General features: G+C 61.5%; 17 protein-coding genes and 1 pseudogene. 8 read left to right on the forward strand and 10 right to left on the reverse strand.

All coding sequences use genetic code 11. The features are described 5' to 3' along the window. Positions 1-16: 16 nt before the first annotated feature. The 4 genes from IHQ72_RS26990 to IHQ72_RS27005 all read right to left on the reverse strand — a co-directional run bounded on the left by IHQ72_RS26990 (position 17) and on the right by IHQ72_RS27005 (position 4321). A complete protein-coding gene (locus IHQ72_RS26990; protein WP_258118379.1) occupies positions 17-919 on the reverse strand; it encodes an ABC transporter permease in 903 nt (300 codons plus the stop codon). Further along, entirely contained in the window at positions 919-1878 is a 960-nt protein-coding gene (locus IHQ72_RS26995) for an ABC transporter permease (protein ID WP_095496782.1), read from the reverse strand. Before IHQ72_RS26995 ends, IHQ72_RS26990 begins: the two co-directional genes overlap by 1 nt. Before the next feature lie 83 nt (positions 1879-1961). Then, the gene (locus tag IHQ72_RS27000) at positions 1962-3548 is read right to left on the reverse strand and encodes an ABC transporter substrate-binding protein (protein WP_374120285.1); all 1587 of its coding nucleotides are present in this window, start codon (positions 3546-3548) and stop codon (positions 1962-1964) included. A 41-nt stretch (positions 3549-3589) separates the two neighbouring features. Then, positions 3590-4321 carry a FadR/GntR family transcriptional regulator gene (locus tag IHQ72_RS27005; RefSeq protein WP_258118380.1) on the reverse strand — a complete coding sequence of 244 codons (732 nt, stop codon included), beginning with the start codon at positions 4319-4321 and terminating at the stop codon, positions 3590-3592. 110 nt (positions 4322-4431) lie between these two features. On the opposite strand from IHQ72_RS27005, the gene IHQ72_RS27010 reads away from it, so the two are divergent. The 4 genes from IHQ72_RS27010 to IHQ72_RS27025 are packed head-to-tail and all read left to right on the forward strand — an operon-like array spanning position 4432 to position 7331. Beyond that, positions 4432-5403, forward strand: a complete 972-nt coding sequence (locus tag IHQ72_RS27010) for a Gfo/Idh/MocA family protein (RefSeq protein ID WP_258118381.1) — start codon at positions 4432-4434, stop codon at positions 5401-5403. Beyond that, positions 5400-6395, forward strand: coding sequence for a Gfo/Idh/MocA family protein (locus tag IHQ72_RS27015; RefSeq protein WP_258118382.1), 996 nt, complete (start codon positions 5400-5402; stop codon positions 6393-6395). Before IHQ72_RS27010 ends, IHQ72_RS27015 begins: the two co-directional genes overlap by 4 nt. Further along, positions 6385-7083 (forward strand): dihydrodipicolinate synthase family protein, encoded by a 699-nt coding sequence (locus tag IHQ72_RS27020; RefSeq protein ID WP_258118384.1) that lies wholly within the window; start codon positions 6385-6387, stop codon positions 7081-7083. Before IHQ72_RS27015 ends, IHQ72_RS27020 begins: the two co-directional genes overlap by 11 nt. Further along, the gene (locus tag IHQ72_RS27025) at positions 7080-7331 is read left to right on the forward strand and encodes a hypothetical protein (RefSeq protein ID WP_258118386.1); all 252 of its coding nucleotides are present in this window, start codon (positions 7080-7082) and stop codon (positions 7329-7331) included. Before IHQ72_RS27020 ends, IHQ72_RS27025 begins: the two co-directional genes overlap by 4 nt. A gap of 8 nt (positions 7332-7339) precedes the next feature. Here the strand turns inward: IHQ72_RS27025 and IHQ72_RS27030 are convergent, their stop codons facing one another. Next, positions 7340-8494: a glycosyltransferase family 4 protein gene (locus IHQ72_RS27030; RefSeq protein WP_258123943.1), complete on the reverse strand. Its 1155-nt coding sequence runs from the start codon at positions 8492-8494 to the stop codon at positions 7340-7342. A gap of 409 nt (positions 8495-8903) precedes the next feature. On the opposite strand from IHQ72_RS27030, the gene IHQ72_RS27035 reads away from it, so the two are divergent. Together IHQ72_RS27035 and IHQ72_RS27040 are read left to right on the forward strand one after the other, a co-directional pair. Then, positions 8904-10361, forward strand: coding sequence for a DUF4214 domain-containing protein (locus tag IHQ72_RS27035; RefSeq protein ID WP_441338655.1), 1458 nt, complete (start codon positions 8904-8906; stop codon positions 10359-10361). A 71-nt stretch (positions 10362-10432) separates the two neighbouring features. Further along, on the forward strand, positions 10433-10819 hold the full coding sequence (locus IHQ72_RS27040) for an oligosaccharide flippase family protein (RefSeq protein WP_258118388.1): 387 nt from the start codon (positions 10433-10435) through the stop codon (positions 10817-10819). A gap of 307 nt (positions 10820-11126) precedes the next feature. Here the strand turns inward: IHQ72_RS27040 and IHQ72_RS27045 are convergent, their stop codons facing one another. The 5 genes and pseudogenes from IHQ72_RS27045 to IHQ72_RS37200 form a co-directional block, all read right to left on the reverse strand. After that, on the reverse strand, positions 11127-13211 hold the full coding sequence (locus IHQ72_RS27045) for an oxidoreductase (RefSeq protein ID WP_258118390.1): 2085 nt from the start codon (positions 13209-13211) through the stop codon (positions 11127-11129). A gap of 174 nt (positions 13212-13385) precedes the next feature. Then, a complete protein-coding gene (locus tag IHQ72_RS27050; protein ID WP_374120286.1) occupies positions 13386-14138 on the reverse strand; it encodes an FkbM family methyltransferase in 753 nt (250 codons plus the stop codon). A 145-nt stretch (positions 14139-14283) separates the two neighbouring features. Next, positions 14284-14628, reverse strand: coding sequence for a hypothetical protein (locus IHQ72_RS37195; RefSeq protein WP_374120287.1), 345 nt, complete (start codon positions 14626-14628; stop codon positions 14284-14286). Next, positions 14532-14774 (reverse strand): hypothetical protein, encoded by a 243-nt coding sequence (locus IHQ72_RS27055; protein WP_258118392.1) that lies wholly within the window; start codon positions 14772-14774, stop codon positions 14532-14534. The genes IHQ72_RS37195 and IHQ72_RS27055 overlap by 97 nt, the downstream gene beginning before the upstream one ends. Before the next feature lie 162 nt (positions 14775-14936). Beyond that, positions 14937-15104, reverse strand: a pseudogene (locus tag IHQ72_RS37200) (PIG-L deacetylase family protein); the annotation flags it as partial. An 89-nt stretch (positions 15105-15193) separates the two neighbouring features. Between IHQ72_RS37200 and rfbF the strand changes: the two are divergent. Beyond that, positions 15194-16033: a glucose-1-phosphate cytidylyltransferase gene (rfbF, locus tag IHQ72_RS27060; protein WP_258118393.1), complete on the forward strand. Its 840-nt coding sequence runs from the start codon at positions 15194-15196 to the stop codon at positions 16031-16033. After that, a complete protein-coding gene (locus tag IHQ72_RS27065) occupies positions 15969-17012 on the forward strand; it encodes an NAD-dependent epimerase/dehydratase family protein (RefSeq protein ID WP_258118396.1) in 1044 nt (347 codons plus the stop codon). Before rfbF ends, IHQ72_RS27065 begins: the two co-directional genes overlap by 65 nt. Positions 17013-17019 lie beyond the last annotated feature (7 nt).

The raw sequence follows: 17019 nt of genomic DNA on the forward strand, positions 1-17019 counted from the left end.
TGAAAAAACCTTCAGGTCAGTTGAGATCGGAACGAGGGTCGAATGCATCGCGCAGGCCATCGCCGATGAAGTTGATGGCCAGGACGGTGAGCACGAGCACGGCGCCGGGAAACATCCATTGCCAAGGATATTGCTCGAGCACCACGGTGGAGCGGGCGAGATTGAGCATGTTGCCCCAGCTGGCTTCGGGCGGCGCGATGCCGAGGCCGAGGAAGGAGAGACCGGCTTCGAGTAGAATGGCGTTGGCGATCTGCAGCGTGGCGTAGACGACAAGAATGTCGATGCAGTTCGGCAGGCCGTGACGGAACAGGAGATGCGGCAGCCCCGCCCCCATGCCACGGGCGGCGACGACGAAGTCACGCTCGCGCAGCTCGAGCAGCCGGGCGCGCACCATGCGCGACAGCACCGGCCAGGAGAGCAGCGAGATCACCAGGATGGTCGGCGCAATGCCGGTGCCGGCGATCGAAGCGAGCACGAGCAGGAAGATCACCGGCGGCAGCGTCATTGCCAGATCGACGAAGCGCATCACCGTGGCGTCGACAAGACGCCCGCCGAAGCTGGCGACGGCGCCGACCAGAAAGCCGATGACGATCGAGATGGCGACCGAGCAGACGGCGACCAGCAGCGAAATCCGGCCGCCTTGCAGCAACCGGGCCATGACGTCGCGGCCGACGCCGTCGCTGCCTAGCCAATGAATGGCGGACGGTCCCTTGTTGATCGCCCTGAGATCGATGGCGTTAGGGCTGAACGGCCACCATAATGGATAGGTCGAAACCGCCAGCAGGATGGGGACGACGATAAGCAGACCGGCGCGCGCCGCACGATTCTCAAAGAAGCGGTCGAGCGCGCGGCGAAGCGGTCCTTTGGTTTGCGGCACGGCTGTCGGATCGACTGTCGGAGCTGGCGCGGTGATTGTCATCACGACACCTGAATGCGCGGGTCGACGACCGCATAGACGATATCGGTCAGGAGATTGACCAGAATGACGCAGATGCCGATTACCAGGGTGGCGCCCATGATCACCGGGTAATCCCTTGTGCCAACGGCATTGACCAGCAGCAGGCCCATGCCCGGCCAGTTGAACACGCTTTCGAGGAAGATGGCGCCGCCGATGGCGATGCCGACCGTCGAGCCGATCAGGGTGATGACCGGCAAAAGCGCATTGCGGGTCGCGTGCTTGATGATCACCCAGAATTCGCGCACTCCCTTGGCACGCGCGGTCCGCACATAGTCTTGGTTGAGCACTTCCAGGAGGGACGCGCGCATGTAGCGCATGATCAGCGCGGCGTGTCCGATGGACAGCAGGCAGGCGGGCAGGACGAGGTGCGCGAGCACGTCCGATACGGAAAAGGGTGCGCCGGCGGTCTGCATGCCGCCTGATGGCGCCCAGCGCAGCAGCACCGAGAAAAAGTACAGCCCGAGAAGTGCCGTCAGAAAAGCCGGGCTGGAGATGCCGACGAAGGAAACCACCGACAGCGCGATGTCGGGCAGCGCGTTACGGCGGACGGCGCTGAAGATGCCGGCGGAAATGCCGAGCACGATGGCGATGGCCAGGCCGGTGCCCATCAACAGCGCGGTTGGGCCGATGCGCTCCATGACCAGCGGCAGCACGGCAACGCCGCCGCGCTGGATCGAATAGCCGAAGTCGCCGCCGAGCGCAGCGCGAAGCCAGGCGAGATATTGCACGGGAAGCGGCTGGTCGAGCCCAAGCCGGTCACGCAGGACTTCGAGGTCGGAAGCAGACATCGGGCTGGACGGATTGATATAGGCGTCGATCGGATCGCCGGGCGCCAGCCGCAGAAGGATGAAGATGAGGACGCTCAGGGCGACCAGCATCAACAGTCCTGTAGCGCTGCGGCGGGCAATGAAACTCAGCATTGGCTGTCCGTGGTGATGGTGAGCGGGGCCGGCATCGTGCCGGCCCGTTTCATTGGCGGGGCCGGAGTGGCCCGCCAGCCGTTTTACTGGATGTCCCAGCGTTCCGGGTGAGCCGCATAGGGACCGCCGGCCGGGGCCGGCGTCCAGACAAAGTCACGCAGCTTGTTGGAGGCGACGCCATAGCGGTTGGCCACCCATAATGTCGCCCAGGGCAGATCCTTGTTCATCACCTTGCAGACTTGCTGCCAGGATTGATCGATCTTGGCCGGATCGGTCTGGCCGAGCGCGGCGTCCAATGCAGCGCTGAGATCGTCGAACTCGATGCGCATGGTGTTGAAGCCTGCCGGCGGGATCTGGGACTTGTTGAGACCCGGGCTGATGCCAGCCGGATTCGGGCCGTTCTGCAGGCCGGCATAGACCATCGCAAACGCGTTCCAGTCCGGCGTGCCTTCCTTATAGACGATGCCGTTATAAGTCGGCGTATCGACGACGCGCGGCACCACATTGATCCCGACCTCGGCCAGCATCGACTGGATGGCAGCCATCACATTGGCCGCTTGCGGCGAGCCGTAATAGGTCAGCAAGGTGATCGGCTTGTCGCCGTTGATCTTGTCCCAGCCAGCCTCGGCAAGCAGAGCCTTGGCCTTTGCCGGATCATAGGCATAGGGTTCGAGGCCTTCGGGAAGCAGGTGCGGCGCGACGTAGCCGCAATTGGCCGGTTTGGCCGCCCCGCCATAGAGGCTCTCGATAATGGCATTGCGATCGATCGCGTACATGATCGCCTGGCGGACGCGAACATCCCTAAAGAGTTCGACCTTCTGGTTGAGGCCGATGTAGTTGACCACATAAGAAGCGCCCTCGATCACCTTGAAATTGCTGTCGCTCTTGAAGGATACCGCGTCGTCGGGCTCGACATAGGTGAACTGGATTTCGCCGGCGCGCAGCGCTGCAACAGCCGCGGCCGGGCTCTCGAAATACCTGTTGATGAGCACGTCGACCTTCGGCTTGCCGCCGCGATAGTCGTCATCCGCGGCCAGTTCGACATATTGATCGCTGACATAGCGCTTGAACTTGAAGGGGCCGGTGCCGACCGGAGTGGTGGACCACCAGGTGCTTGTGGCCAGCGTTTCCGGCGACATCGCGGCCAGGGCATGCTCCGGCAGGATCATCACCTGCGAGAGAATGGACAGGAAGGAGCCGTTGGGCTTCGACAATTTGACGACCACGGTGCGATCGTCCGGCGCGTCGACCGACGCGATGTCGCCGAGGCGCGCGGCAAACAAGCTGCCGGAGGCTTTGTTCCTGGCGAGCTCAAGCGTGAACCTGACGTCCTTGGATGTGAACGGCTTGCCGTCGTGCCAGCTCTCCTGGGCAAGGTTGAACGTATAGGTCAGCTTGTCGTCGCTGACCTTGTAGTCCTTGGCTAGATCGCCTTCGAGTTCGGTCAGTTCGGCGTTGTAGATGACCAGCGGTTCAAAATAGGTGCTGAGCCAGGTAAAGCCGCCGGTCGCGGCCAGCGGATTGAAGTTCTTGGGAAAGCCGCCGGGGCCGACGTCGAAGCCCCCGGTAATGGTCGTGGCGTCCTGTGCCTGGACGCTGGTGGCCAGGCCGATGCCGCCGAGCAGCAGTCCGGTAACGGCCAGATGACGAGCGATAGTCTTGATGCGCATGGTATTCCTCCCTTGGCATTGTCAGGTAGTCCGGCGTTGGGTCAGGTAATCCGGTTTTTGGCGATGACTTGCTGAATACCCCTGTAGTGGTCGTCGAGGCGCTCGCGCGCCCGGTCGACGTCCTTGGCGGCGACGGCCTCGACGATCTCGTGATGGTCGCGCCACGTCGCCAGCGGTGTCGGATTGTCGAGGCTGGTGAAGTTCGAGGCCTTGTTGAACGCCACCCAGAAAATGTCGATCAGCGCGCTCAGCATGTGATTGTTCTGGCAGCGGAACAGCAGCTGGTGGAACTGCTGGTCCTCTTCGGCAAAGCTCTCCTGGCGCTCGGCGCGCCGCCGCATGCTTTCGGTCAGCTGGCGCAGCGCGGCGATGTCTTCGGCGCTGATCATCTCGATGGTCTTGGCGATGAGGCCGGTTTCAAGGACGCGGCGGATCTCGCGCAGCTCCTCGACGTCGCGCAATGAATCCTGCAGGCCATATGCCAAATTATCCAGCAAGGGCTTGAACGAGAATTCCTTGACGAACACGCCGATGCCGCGACGCGTCTCCAGAATGCCGATCGACTCCAGCGCCTTGATCGCTTCGCGCACCGAGTTGCGGCCGACGCCGAGCCGCTGCGCCAGGAAGGTCTCCGGAGGCAAGGGGTCCCCCGCCTTGAGCTGGTTGCTCTGGATATATTTCCTGAGGCTCTCCTGCACGCTGACGTGAAGCAACGGCGGTCGGGTCAGCGGTTCGATCGATTTTTGTTCCGAGTTCAACTTGGGTTCCGGCATTTTGCTCCAGCGCCGCTGCAATCGCGCCCGATGGCGCTTCGCAAAGCGGTCAATGCTTGTAGAATAGCGACTTGTAGGATATCCTGCAAGCAGGAGGATTACATCGCTGAATGAAGATCGTTTTGGCCGGCTCAAGCCATTGGCACGCCGAAATGCATCTCGACGCTGCACACGCCTGTGGCACTGAGATTGCCGGCATTTGGGATGAAGACGCGGAGCATGCGCGCGCCTTCGCGAGGCGCCATCATTTGCCGTTCATCACCGACTTTGCGAAAATCCTCTCCAGCCCGCCGGACGTGATCCTGCTGATGGGACATCCTTCGACGGTGTCCGCGCGGGCGCGCGCCGTCATCGAAGCCGGCATACCGCTGATCCTGGAAAAGCCGGCGGCGAGCAGCACCGCAGCGCTGGCCGCGCTGCGCGACCTGGCGCGGCAGCATCAGGCCTTTGTCAGCGTTCCCCTGCCCAACCGCTTTGGGCCGGCCGTTACCGCCTTTGAACGGCTGCGCCAGAAAGGCCGCGCCGGTGCGGTTGCGCATTGCCAGTTCCGGCTGGTCAATGGCCCGCCGCAGCGCTATCTGGCAGAAGGTGTCGCCTGGGTCGTGGATCCGGCGATCGGCGGCGGCGGCGCGCTGAGGAACCTCGGCATACACGGCGTCGACGCCGCGCTCAGCCTGGCAACCGGCGGGCTCGGACTGAAAGCCGTTTCGATCGGAAACCGCATTCACCGCGCCCCGGTCGAGGACCATGCGCTGCTTGTACTGGAAGACGCTGCCGGAGCGTTGTTCGTTGTCGAGGCTGGATACACCTTTGCGTCGATGCGCCCCGGCGGCGACTTCGAATGGCGCATCGTCAGCGAGAATGCGACCCTCATCGACTATGGCGACCGCGCCATCTGTGCGACACTTGACGATGGCGCTATCGTCGACTTGCCGATCGAATTGCCGGCGACGCGCTACCGCCTGTGCATGAGCGACACGCTCGACCGGCTGGCTCAAAAGGCGCCGCCGGCGACTTCGATCGATGACTATGTTGCGGCGATGTCGCTGATCGACACCGCGTATGAAAAGGCAGGACGATGACTGGAATAGGCATTATCGGAGCGGGCGATTTCGGCGCCGCCCATGCGAGGGCAATCAAGCAGGTGCACGGCCTGAATCTCGTCGCGTCGTGCCGCGGGAATAACGATGCCCTGGCCGGCTTCACCAGCGAACACGGTGGTCGCGGCTACACCGACTGGCGCAAGCTGCTCGACGACAGGGATGTCGAGGCAGTCCTCATCGCCAGCCCTCACCATCTCCACGCCGAGATGGCGATCGGTGCGGCAAAGGTCGGCAAGCACGTCATGCTCGAAAAGCCGATGGCGCCGACGGCGGCGGCCTGCGATGCGATCAACGCGGCAGTGGCCGCCGGTGGCGTCAAGCTGATGGTCGCCCATCTCATGCATTTCGCCCTGCCCTGCATGGCGGCCAGGCAGGTGCTGGAGGAAGGATCGCTCGGCCGGCCGCTCATCGGATCGAGTTGGATCATCAAGCTGTGGATGGAGCACAATCGCCGCGACTGGCATCTGCGCAAGGCAACCGGCGGCGGCATGCTGTTGACGGCCGGCATTCATGCGCTCGACCGCCTGGTCTGGCTGATGGATGACGACGTTGTGTCGGTAAGCGCCATGCTTGGCGCCAAGTTCCATGGCCAGGAAGCCGACGACACCGCCCTGCTCGGACTGCGCTTCGCCGGCGGCGGGCTCGGCCAGGTGCAAAGCGTCGGCTATCGCAATGGCGCGGCCGGCTACGCCATGGACTTGGTCTGCGAGCAGGGAACGCTGCGCATCGACATGGACCGCGGCACGATGCTGGGGCGCGATACGGTCTGGACCGACCTGCCCGGCTCGTTCGAGCCGAACTGGATGCACAACGCGCTGGTGCGCGAATGGACGGCAATGCGCGATGCCGTTGCGGACGACAAGCCGGTGCCGGTCACCGGCGCCCATGGACGCAAGATCATCGGCATCATCGAGGCCGCCTTTGCGTCGAACGAGACCCGGCGCGAGCACGAGGTCGCCGGTGCGCGCTGAGCCGGACGATCATCTGACCCACTTGCCCGCACATGCGCCGCGCGGCGTCTGGGGCGCGGTGATGCTGGCCATCGACGATCGCGGAGCAATCGACTGGGAGGCGACGGAAGAGACGATCGCACGGCTCTGCGCTTGCGGAGTCGACGGCATTTATTCCAACGGCACGGCCTGCGAATTCCACTGCCAGACCGAACCCGAGTTCGACCGTCTTAGCGAACTGGTGGCCATGATAGCCGGCCGCGCGCGCCTGCCCTTCCAGATCGGCATCAGCCAGTCCAATCCGCGCGTCGCGCGCGAGCGGCTGATGCGGGTGTCGGCGCTCCGCCCGGCGGCGGTGCAATTCACCTTGCCCGACTGGTGGCCGCCCAGCGACGACGAGGTCATGCGCTTCGTCGGCGGTCTATGCGAGACTGCGCCTGACATGCTGCTGGTGCTCTACAATCCACCGCATGCCAAGCGCCGCCTGACGCTCGAAGGCATCGCCGGGCTGCGTGCAGCCGTGCCGTCGCTGGTCGGCGCCAAGCTGCCGGGCGGCGACGCCAGCTGGTACGCCGACATGCGCCGCGAACTGCCGGGATTTTCGGTCTTCGTGCCCGGCCATACGCTGGCGACTGGGTATGCACAGGGCGCCCACGGTAGCTATTCCAATGTTGCCTGCCTCAACCCGAAGGGACGTGGTGGCAGATGATCCGCACCGACGTCGCAGCCGCTGCCGAGGTCGAGACGCGCATCCAGGCTTTTCTCGCCACGCACGTTCTGCCTTTTCGCGCTCGCTACGCTGTCAGCGATGCGGCGCTCGACAAAGCGATGGCGGCGGCCGGCGGCTGGGCGCCGCTTAGCCCGCGACTGCTCTGGCCCTACATCTCGGTTCCCAACGGGGAGATCGCGACGCTGGCCGAAGCCGCACGCAAGGCCTTCCCCGAATGGTGGAAGTGACCGTCGGTTTAGGGCGCTGCGGCCGCACGTTGCTCATTCGGATTGCATTCGACTTCCCTAAGTGGTGGCACTTCTGGAAATCCATCCACGCTGGCCATCAGTTCCAAATACCGTTGAGCCGACGCGGCCCACTGAAATCGGGCCGTCCTTGCGCGACCGCGTGCGATTAGTTTGGCTCTGAGGCCCTTTTCGTGGACCAGGCGCATGAAACAATCGAACCATGCATTCTCATCGCAAGGTGATGCGTACAAAACCGCATCCCCGCCGATTTCGGGCAGACTGGCACGGTCCGACATGACCACCGGACAACCAAGTGTCATGGCTTCGAGGGGCGGCAGTCCGAAACCCTCAACCAAGGAGGGGAACGCGAGGCATAGGGAATCGCGCAGAAGTGCGCCGAGTTCCGCGTCCGACCTTCTTCCCAGCCAAATGACGTTCGTCGACGTCTTGTTGCCAATGCTGCCGAAAACACGGGGCGTTGACGCGCCCACAACAACAACCCGTAGCCCCGCCGCGGCAAGTCGGCCGTGCATGCCGATGATCAAGCCGACATTTTTGTGCGGGATAGAACTGCCAAGCACGACTATCGTACCAGGGCCGGCAACTGCCAGGGTTTGGTCCGAGTGACAAGGAGCCCATCGCAGCGCATGTTCATGCCCGTTGCCTACAACCTCGACCTTTGCCGCCGGGCACACGCCATAGCGCGTCAGTTCACCTGCAGAGTATTGCGACACCGTCGCAATCTTAAGCGCAGTCCTGCCCAAGGCAGGAACTAAGGTGCGGTAGAGAAGTCGAAATGGAAGTGAATAGCTCTGTGGCCATGCCCGTGTATTGACGTCGTGAATGCACAGCACCTGCCGGCGTACGGTCAGAGGGCCCGTATTGCAGAGGCTAAGCAGCCCGCCGCGAAGATAGGCCGGAAGCACAGCCTGTTCCCATGCATGCCCGCCGAAGCTGCCGACAGTCCGGACACGGATCGCGGCTAAGGACAACGTGTCAAGGGCCCCCGGCGGGACCAGCAACTCGACCGTTAGATCCCGCGCCAAGGGAGCTTGGCCCACGATCAAGGCATCCAGCGCCGAAACGATCTCGCGTGCGTACCGCTGAACTCCGGTGGTCGGCTGCGCGAGAAAACGGCCGTTGATCGTCCAATGTCGTGTCATCACAGGGTTTTGGTCACCAGCGCCATGTCTCAGTTCCGCGACTTTGGATGACCAGGACGGTCGGGTCATCTTGGCCTTTGGGACGCAACCGGTCGTTTTGCCCGACAGGCTTCCCGGCAGCTCTCATCCGAATGGCGAGGCAAATCATGGGCGTTTACGCCAAATGTTTGAGGTTCCGCGTGGCGCGGCAGTGATAGACTGCATTGGGCAGTGCGGCAGATCTCGTTCGTCGTGCTCGGATGGATGTCAGGCAGAGTTCAGCGAATGGAGTGATGCCGAAAATGTCTGGCGCAAGACAAGCAAGTTCGCGCTGATGCAGCGGCCGACCAATCCATCGCAACCAGGTTCCATTGGACGGGCCGTCGCCGCGACCAGACGCCTATGGACAACCTTGGCATGCCTGCTGGGCATGACGGGTTCGTGCGCAGCGGATCTGCTCTGGGGGGTGAATGGCCATCCCTTCAATGCCTATCCTGGGATATCGATCGAACAGCAACTCGACTATATCCGCGACCTCGGCATGAAGTCGTATCGCGTCAACGTTTCCAGCGCCGACAGCGCCACCAAACTTGCCGAACTGGTCAAAGCGGGCAAGGAGCGCGGAGTCCAGATCCTACCGGTAATCACGCCCGAACTAGACCTTGACAATGAATCCGTCGATGACCTCTATGCGCAGTCCTACGATCTCGCGTCGACACTCGTATCCCGCTTCAAGGACGACATCCGCGTTTGGGAGCTTGGCAACGAGATGGAGAACTACGCCATCTTGATGCCCTGCGAGATGCAGGACAGCGGAATACAATACAACTGCTCCTGGGGCCCTGCCGGCGGCACCGTGACGTCCGACTATTTCAGTCCGCGCTGGGCGAAGGTAAGCGCAGTGTTGCGCGGTCTGTCGGATGCAACCATCGCAGTGGATCCGACCATAAGAAAAGCAATGGGAACGGCCGGCTGGGGTCACCGCGCAGCGTTCATCCGCATGCTGCAGGACGGTATCAAATGGGATATATCGGTCTGGCACCTTTACGAGGGTGACCCGGAGGAAGCATTCAAATTCCTGGCGACGTTCGGCCAACCCATCTGGCTGACAGAGTTCAACTACAGTGGCGGCAGCCAACGAGGGGAAAAGCAGCAGGCCGAAGGTCTGGTCCAGACCATGACGCTCCTGCGCAGATATCAATCTCTATATGGATTGGAAGCTGCCCATATCTACGAACTGCTCGACGAGACGTACTGGGCGCCAAGCTACGAGGCCTTTATGGGCCTCGTCCGCCTGAAGAAGCGTGACGACGGGCTATGGGCGCCGAGCGGGCAAAAGCTGGCATATGATGCCGTAAAGAAAGTCATTGCGAACGGCAATGCAGGCTCGAGTTCGCCGACGGTCTCGATGAAGAGCTTGCCGCCTGCGGCCCAGACGTCGGTACCCCCCATTGCCGATGCCGGTGCATTTCACCCCTGTTCGCTTGAAGCGTTCGACAAGTCTGCCTTCAACCATGCCAACCAGATTGCATATGCTTACTGCCTAATCTTGCGTCGCATGCCGTCTCCGGCCGAGCAGTGGCGCGAGGTCGTCGCGATGAAGAAGGATCCATCTATCTTTCCGATACTGACGAGGCTGTTGCTTTCGGTCGAATTCAGGACTGACAATCAGCCAGTTGGGCTTGGAAATGCGCAATTTGTAGCCCTTCTCTATCGGACATTGCTGGGACGGGAGCCAGACGGCCAGGGGCTTTCTGCTTACGTGTCGAAACTGGACAGCGGCGAGGTAAGTGGAGAACAGATCGTGGCGGAATCGATCCATTCGTATGAGTTTCGCTCGAGACACACGGTTCTGTTTCAGAACGAGCCTCAGCAGGGGGTTCAATGAACGTTTTCGGCCGACAGGTCGTCACTGGCGCTGTTTGGGCCGCTGTCGAGACCTGGGGCTGACAGATCGCTATGTTCGGCGTATTTGTGGTGCTGGCGCGGCACCTTGGCCCCGAGGCGTTCGCGCTTGCGGCGCTCGCCATGGTGGTGCCCAATATTCTGGCTGCTCCGGTAACGAGGGGTCTACCTGACGCCAATATCCAGCGGGAGGAAATCGATCCCATCCACCTTGGTTCGGCTTTCTGCCTCCTTGCGGCGACAGGCGTTGCGATCACTGCACTTATCTGGATATCCGCCGGTGCCATCGCGGCCGCGTTCGACCAACCGTGTTTGGAGGCGCTCGTAAAATGGACCAGCGCCATCGTTGTGATCCAGGCGTTTGGTGTCGTACCGGCGGCAGTCCTCAAGCGGCAACTGAATTTTCGACTGTTTGCCGTCGCACGCTTACAGGCTCGGTAGTCGGCGGCGCGTTGGGGCGTAGGCATGGCTATCGCAGGTGTTTGCGTGTGGAGCCTCGTGTGGATGCAACTCACGAAGGCCGCAGTCGAAACCGCCATTGCGTTGTGGTTGAGAAGAATGACCCGAAAGCGCTTGCAGCCCAAATCATCGGCCTTCTTGGAGATCCAGGCGGGCGGCAAAACTGGGACGCCAGGGAGCCGCGCGGGTCGCCGATCTCTATTCGGGGGAAAAAATAGCCCAGTCGACCCGGGACCTGTACGATAAGGTCCAACCGTTCACGGCTTGGAAAGCGAAACCGCTCTTTCGCTCAGCGCCGGGCCTTGAACGACGTGAACACCGAGCCCGTGTCATCTCCCCACTCCCAGTTGACGGCGAGTCCGACCCGCAAAATTTGAAGGGCGGCATCGTCGGGATAGATGTCGGTGAGGCTTCGCTGCATCACCAGTTCGTCGTCGATCAAGATTGCAAACCGATTTCCGTCGAATGCAACGCGCATGCGAAAACGTTTTCCCCAAACGACCTTGTCCGCCACATTGGTCCAAACCGCGTCATAAAGTTCCTCAAAGCCGAGCCGCTTGATGAACACCGAAATCGAAGCACCCTGGTAGACGTCGTCGAGCCAAGTCGTGACACAAACGTAGTTGTCGCTGTCTTGCCAGAAAAGCAGTCCTGCCCGGCCGCGCTGATCTTGTCCTCGGCGCTCCCCAGGAGGCTCGATTGTGACCTCGAGATCGGCGAATCCCGGTAGGTCCCATGGCAGCGAATAGAATGTTCGACCCGGGTTCGGTCTGTCTACGCTCGCGCGCACACGGGCGTTGCCCAGCCCGTCGACGTCGATGACCCCGGTGCCCAGTGTTCTGGCCCATTGCCCGCCGCCCAGCTCCGACGTGCGGCGATCCAGTTCGCCGGCAGTACCGGTAAAGCCGTCGGCGTAGGACAGGCTTGCTCCGAGTTGCTTCCAAGGTGCCCCCAGAGGCGCCATTAATGGGATAGGCACCTCGCAAGGATGAGCCTCGAAATTATGCCAGCGCGGCTCGCTGTCGAAGCTTTTCCATATACCTACTCCGGTAGCTTTCTCGACTGAATCGGCCTCGACAGACGCTTCGAAAAGGCGAAACCCGTCCAGAAAGCAGCTCACCTGACGGTTCCAGTCAAGAATCTGGACCGAATGGGTAGTACACTCGCGCAAAGCGTGTTCCGTACCGGTCGCGATCGCAATCTCTTTGCCCGATTGCTTGCGCACCAAGGTCCATCCGAGCGTCGACAGTTTCAGCACCCAGAAATTGTCCTTGTCCCGAAACCGAAAGACGAGACCACACACATCCGAGACGGCGCCAATTTCCAGCAGTCCGTGGATCAATCCTGAAGGGCGACCAGGATCGACGACGGATAGGTTACCGCCAGCGTCCTGCGAAAAATGCCACCGCCCCCCGATTGCAGCGATTTGCCCCGGCCAGCCTTCAACGAGTGCATCGGCAGCGTGGGCGGTTCCAAACAGTGTCGAAAATACAGGTATCCGCCCGACTTGAACCGCTTGGACCCGTGTGTCGACCCGAAACCCGATCTGGCCAAGTGCCGACTGATGAACACCCGCAAACAGCTTTTCGTCCTTGTTGAAAGGATCGATCGCGATCGGACGCATCATCGGAAAAGCGGCAAGACCGTGAGCTTTTTGGTCGGCGGCCGCATAATAGATAGCGCCCTGCTCTCGCAACGCCACGACATAATAGACATGAACGTTCTTTAGGCGCCGAAACGCACTCAGGCATTGCTTTCCTACACGAGCCCACAACTCGCCGTTTTCGCCTTCGGCGGCATGCACGACAAAGCCGCAGCCCTCTTCCACGGGATTAATCGGCGCCTCACTGGGGAACCAACCGACAGCCAGGTTCTCGTCGATGTTCGATCCCCGGTAGGTCCTGGAGGTGCTAAGTGTCCACCACCAAAAACGGCGAAGGGTGAGCCTCTTTCGTGGCGCACGCATCAGGGAAACCAGACGGCCGGGCCATGGGTCAATGCCGGGTCCTCGCAGCCAACGGTAGACTCGCCTGGCGAGGTCATCAGGCAATGGCGATCCCTGTGATGTGTTGTGGCCGTTGGTGATCGAGACCAATAACACCAAACCAGCCTCCCGCTGAAAGGGACCATAGGAGATCCCTTGCCGGCCCCAGCCTGGCCTGACGAGCGGCTGGAAACGAAGTGCGCCGTGATCGATCGCGATCTGACGTTCGATGTCGCGTCCTCGCCTGACACCTCCCTTAACTGCCAAGGTGCCAATTACCGCACCGCGGGCGCGTTCATCTTGAAAATTGTCTGCGACAAGAACCTCCGGCCGGGCAACACCGGACCCAGCCTCTTCAGCAGTTTCTGCCCAGTCATGACGGTGCAACAACTAAGACCCTCCTCACGTCGTCATGGGCTGCGCGAGAATCGTACGAGGTTCTTCAAGGCATCGATGACCTGTCGCAGCCCCGGGCAGAAGTCGCGCACCGCCTCGCTTTTCCCGTTTGATCACGCTTGCTGTCCTTGCATGAGATTCCCTTCCATAGCGCCGCAAATATAGTTCTTAGGCGCCCACCGGCTGCGCCAAGACGTGTTCGACCCGCCATCCCCCATTGCCATAGGAGGCTGGCAGCGGTTTCAATCCGTAGCCTGCAGCAGTCAGGAGTTCCGCGATCTTTCGGGCCTTGCGGTCGAGCCCCTCGCGTGTTGCATCGTCGACCTCATAAATCACCTTCGGACGGTGCCTCCGCAGCGTTTCCGTCATACCGCCCAGGACGTCGATTTCGGCGCCTTCCACGTCGATCTTGACCAGCGAGGGCGGCCTGAGTCCGCGGTGGGCGATGGCATCGTCGATAGTGACTATGCTGACTTCCAGGCGGCCATTCATGTCCGGCGGTGCTCCCGCCGAGGCAAGTGTGGCGCCGCCGATGTGATGGGCGAGCAGAAGCTGGCCACGGCCGGTTGTCGCGCCCGCGGCTTCGGCGAACACCCGTATCGTGTCGAACCCACTGAGCCGCGCACTTTCTGCGACAGCGGCGGCGTTGCGGGGGACAGGTTCGAACGCATAGACTTGGCCGCGCGGCCCGACGCGGCGCGCGGCGATGAGACAGAAGAATCCGATATTCGCGCCGATGTCGAAAAAGGCGTCGCCGGGCGCCAGGTTTGCCGCGATCGCCTGTTGGATGGGCGGCTCGTACGTGCCGCGAACAAAGTTCGGGTCGGCGCTCTGCGCCACGAGCTTGAGACCGGCAGCCTCTCCCTTGGCTATGACGCGCGCGTCGCAGAACACGCCGAGGAACTTTGCCGTCAATCTCACGCGCTCTTCCCCAATCTGCGACGCCTCGCGACGCGGGCCAGCCGTGCCGCTCGCCGCGAAGGTGACAGATTGTGCACCCGGGATCGAGCCCGACAACGGTTGGCCGCCTCCTACTTCCTCCGGCTGATCGTTACTCCGATTGTTCTCATTCTGGGGTATCTGCCGGGGAGCATCCCACCCAATTGAAACGAACTCGCGATCGGCGTCGCCGCCGAGGTCGACCGCGCGGGCGCGAGATGGTTCTCCAAACCTTCGCCGACCAGCTGCTCGACGAACCGCCCGCCCAGATTGCGCCAGATAGAAACGCGCAGGCGCCGCGGTGCTCGCCCATGATGAGGTCCGGTCGGCCATCGTCATTCATATCGGCCACCGAAGACTGTTGAGGGAGCCACGCTAGGTGATTTCCTGCTGCTCCCAGTTTGACCTGATGTCGCCGGGATTGCGCACCAACAGGCCATTGCGTGGTCGGCCTGCCCTTTTCCCCACCCACGACGATGTCGGTTCGCCCGTCGCCGTCAAATCGGCGACCGCCACGCGCTCCGGATAGACCATGTTGGGACCATTGGCGACGTCGTGGCGCTGCCAATCGGCAGAGCCATCTCCCGGATTGCGCCACCATGCGACCTCCTTTTGCATTCCCGGTCGTGGCTGCAAGGTCAAGCAGGTTGTCGCCGTCGATATCGGCGAACGCGATCCCCTCGTCAGAGGCCTCAGGGCAAATGCGGGTTCGCGGCCCCGCCGCCGTGTCGTCGGGGATGCCGAACCGTCGGTAACGAAAATAAACCGGATATCGGCGCCCGAGCTGAACTTCTTGCTGGCGACCCCTCCACATCCCAACGTCTCATCATCGGGATGGGGTGCAATGATGACAGCCGACGCCTGCCAGTCTGCTACGTCGAATGGATGAGACCGCTTACGCATCGCTGTATCGAGCATAGCGCCAATCGTATGCCTGACGTCATGCATCGATGGTTCCGATCATCCCTTCTTCGGTGTGGTTCAACCCGACCTGCGCATGGTAGCAAAACACTGTAGGCGATTGGGGTGAGAAAACAATGAAGGTAGGAATTCTTGCTGGCGGACTGGGAACGCGGCTGGCGGAAGAAACCGAAATCCGGCCGAAACCAATGGTCGAAATCGGAGCAAAGCCGATCCTTTGGCATATCATGATGCATTACTATGCCTATGGACACCGCGAATTCGCCGTCGCGCTGGGATACAAGGGCGAATACATCAAACGCTGGTTCAGCGACTATGTCGCATTCGATGGCAGCTTGACTGTCAATGCCGCATCGGGAAGCGTCAAGCGCCACTCGAACTCGCTGCCTGATTGGTCCGTCGATCTTGTGGAGACGGGGCTGAATACCCTGACGGGCGGGCGCATAAAACGCCTGATCGACTGGATGGGCGACGAGACATTCATGCTCACCTGGGGCGATGGCGTTTCGGATGTCAACCTTGATAAACTGATCGCCTTCCACAAATCGCATGGCAAGCTTGCAACGATGACAGCGGTGCGTCCGCCAGCACGCTACGGGCACATCGAATTCGACGGCCATCGCGTTGTCGACTTCACGGAAAAGCCGCAGGCCTCAGAGGGTTGGATCAATGGCGCCTTCTTCGTGCTCGAGCCGGGCGTAAAGGACTATATCGATGGCGACGATGTCATGTTCGAACACGCGCCAATGCAACGGCTCGCGACCGACGGCCAACTGATGGCGTATCGCCACGAATCCTTCTGGCAATGCATGGACACCATCCGGGAAAAGCATCTCCTTCAGAAATTGTGGGACAGCGGGCAGGCGCCCTGGAAAACATGGGAATTGATCGATGAAAGTTCTGGTTACAGGCCACCTCGGCTACATCGGTTCCGTCCTGACTCCGATGCTGCTTGAACGCGGCCATCACGTCACGGGACTAGACAGCGACATCTTCCGGTCATGCACTTTCGTAGGGACGTTGGCCGAAGTGCCGACGATCGAGAAAGACATCCGTGACATCGAAATCGACGACGTCGCCGGCTTCGACGCGATCATCCATCTCGCAGGACTTTCAAACGATCCGTTGGGGGACTACCGACCCCTCCTTACCGAAGAGATCAACTGCGGCGCTTCGGTAAGGCTTGCGCAGCTCGCCAAGGCCGCCGGTGTCCAGCGGTTCCTATATGCCTCCTCTTGCAGCAATTACGGCGCGGCAGGCGACAGCTTTCTAACTGAAGATGCTCCCTTCAACCCGGTGACGCCTTACGGCGCCTCAAAGGCCAATGTGGAGCGAGCGGTCGCGCCGATGGCGGATCAATCGTTCAGCCCGACATTCCTGCGTGCTTCCACTGCCTACGGCCTGTCGCCTCGAATCCGCTTCGATCTCGTGGTCAACAACCTGACCGCCTGGGCCTACACGACCGGCCTGGTCTATCTCAAGAGCGACGGCTCGCCATGGCGTCCGATCGTCCATGTTGAGGACATTTCGCTGGCCTATATTGCGGTACTCGAAGCCGAGCGAGAGCTGGTCCACAACGAGGCATTCAATGTCGGCTTGACCACGGAAAACTATCAGATTCGGGAGATCGCGGAGTTGGTGCAAACGATCGTTCCCGACAGCCGCGTGAAGTTCGCGCCCGACGCCGGGCCAGACAAGCGGTGCTATCGCGTCGACTGCACCTATATTGGTCGCCGCCTGCACGGTTTTAAGCCGCAATGGACGGCGCGGCGCGGTATCGAACAGCTCTATTACACATTTCGCGCAGCAGGCCTTGCACTTGGGGATTTCGAGGGCGAGCGATTCAAGCGCATCGCCCATGTGCAGAAGCTGATCCAAGATGGCGAACTGGATACCAATCTGCGCCGCACGCCGCAGTTTGCGGTAGCGGTTTGAGCAAACA

The sequence above is a fragment of the Mesorhizobium onobrychidis genome (assembly GCF_024707545.1).
In the GTDB taxonomy this organism is placed as follows: domain Bacteria; phylum Pseudomonadota; class Alphaproteobacteria; order Rhizobiales; family Rhizobiaceae; genus Mesorhizobium; species Mesorhizobium onobrychidis.

What these genes read in the sequence shown, in the direction of transcription:
- IHQ72_RS26990 (WP_258118379.1), bottom strand. Translation starts at nt 919, where the DNA reads ATGACAATCACCGCGCCAGCTCCGACAGTCGATCCGACAGCCGTGCCG.
- IHQ72_RS26995 (WP_095496782.1), bottom strand. Translation starts at nt 1,878, where the DNA reads ATGCTGAGTTTCATTGCCCGCCGCAGCGCTACAGGACTGTTGATGCTG.
- IHQ72_RS27000 (WP_374120285.1), bottom strand. Translation starts at nt 3,548, where the DNA reads ATGCGCATCAAGACTATCGCTCGTCATCTGGCCGTTACCGGACTGCTG.
- IHQ72_RS27005 (WP_258118380.1), bottom strand. Translation starts at nt 4,321, where the DNA reads ATGCCGGAACCCAAGTTGAACTCGGAACAAAAATCGATCGAACCGCTG.
- IHQ72_RS27010 (WP_258118381.1), top strand. Translation starts at nt 4,432, where the DNA reads ATGAAGATCGTTTTGGCCGGCTCAAGCCATTGGCACGCCGAAATGCAT.
- IHQ72_RS27015 (WP_258118382.1), top strand. Translation starts at nt 5,400, where the DNA reads ATGACTGGAATAGGCATTATCGGAGCGGGCGATTTCGGCGCCGCCCAT.
- IHQ72_RS27025 (WP_258118386.1), top strand. Translation starts at nt 7,080, where the DNA reads ATGATCCGCACCGACGTCGCAGCCGCTGCCGAGGTCGAGACGCGCATC.
- IHQ72_RS27030 (WP_258123943.1), bottom strand. Translation starts at nt 8,494, where the DNA reads ATGACACGACATTGGACGATCAACGGCCGTTTTCTCGCGCAGCCGACC.
- IHQ72_RS27035 (WP_441338655.1), top strand. Translation starts at nt 8,904, where the DNA reads ATGACGGGTTCGTGCGCAGCGGATCTGCTCTGGGGGGTGAATGGCCAT.
- IHQ72_RS27040 (WP_258118388.1), top strand. Translation starts at nt 10,433, where the DNA reads ATGTTCGGCGTATTTGTGGTGCTGGCGCGGCACCTTGGCCCCGAGGCG.
- IHQ72_RS27055 (WP_258118392.1), bottom strand. Translation starts at nt 14,774, where the DNA reads ATGCAAAAGGAGGTCGCATGGTGGCGCAATCCGGGAGATGGCTCTGCC.
- rfbF (WP_258118393.1), top strand. Translation starts at nt 15,194, where the DNA reads ATGAAGGTAGGAATTCTTGCTGGCGGACTGGGAACGCGGCTGGCGGAA.
- IHQ72_RS27065 (WP_258118396.1), top strand. Translation starts at nt 15,969, where the DNA reads ATGAAAGTTCTGGTTACAGGCCACCTCGGCTACATCGGTTCCGTCCTG.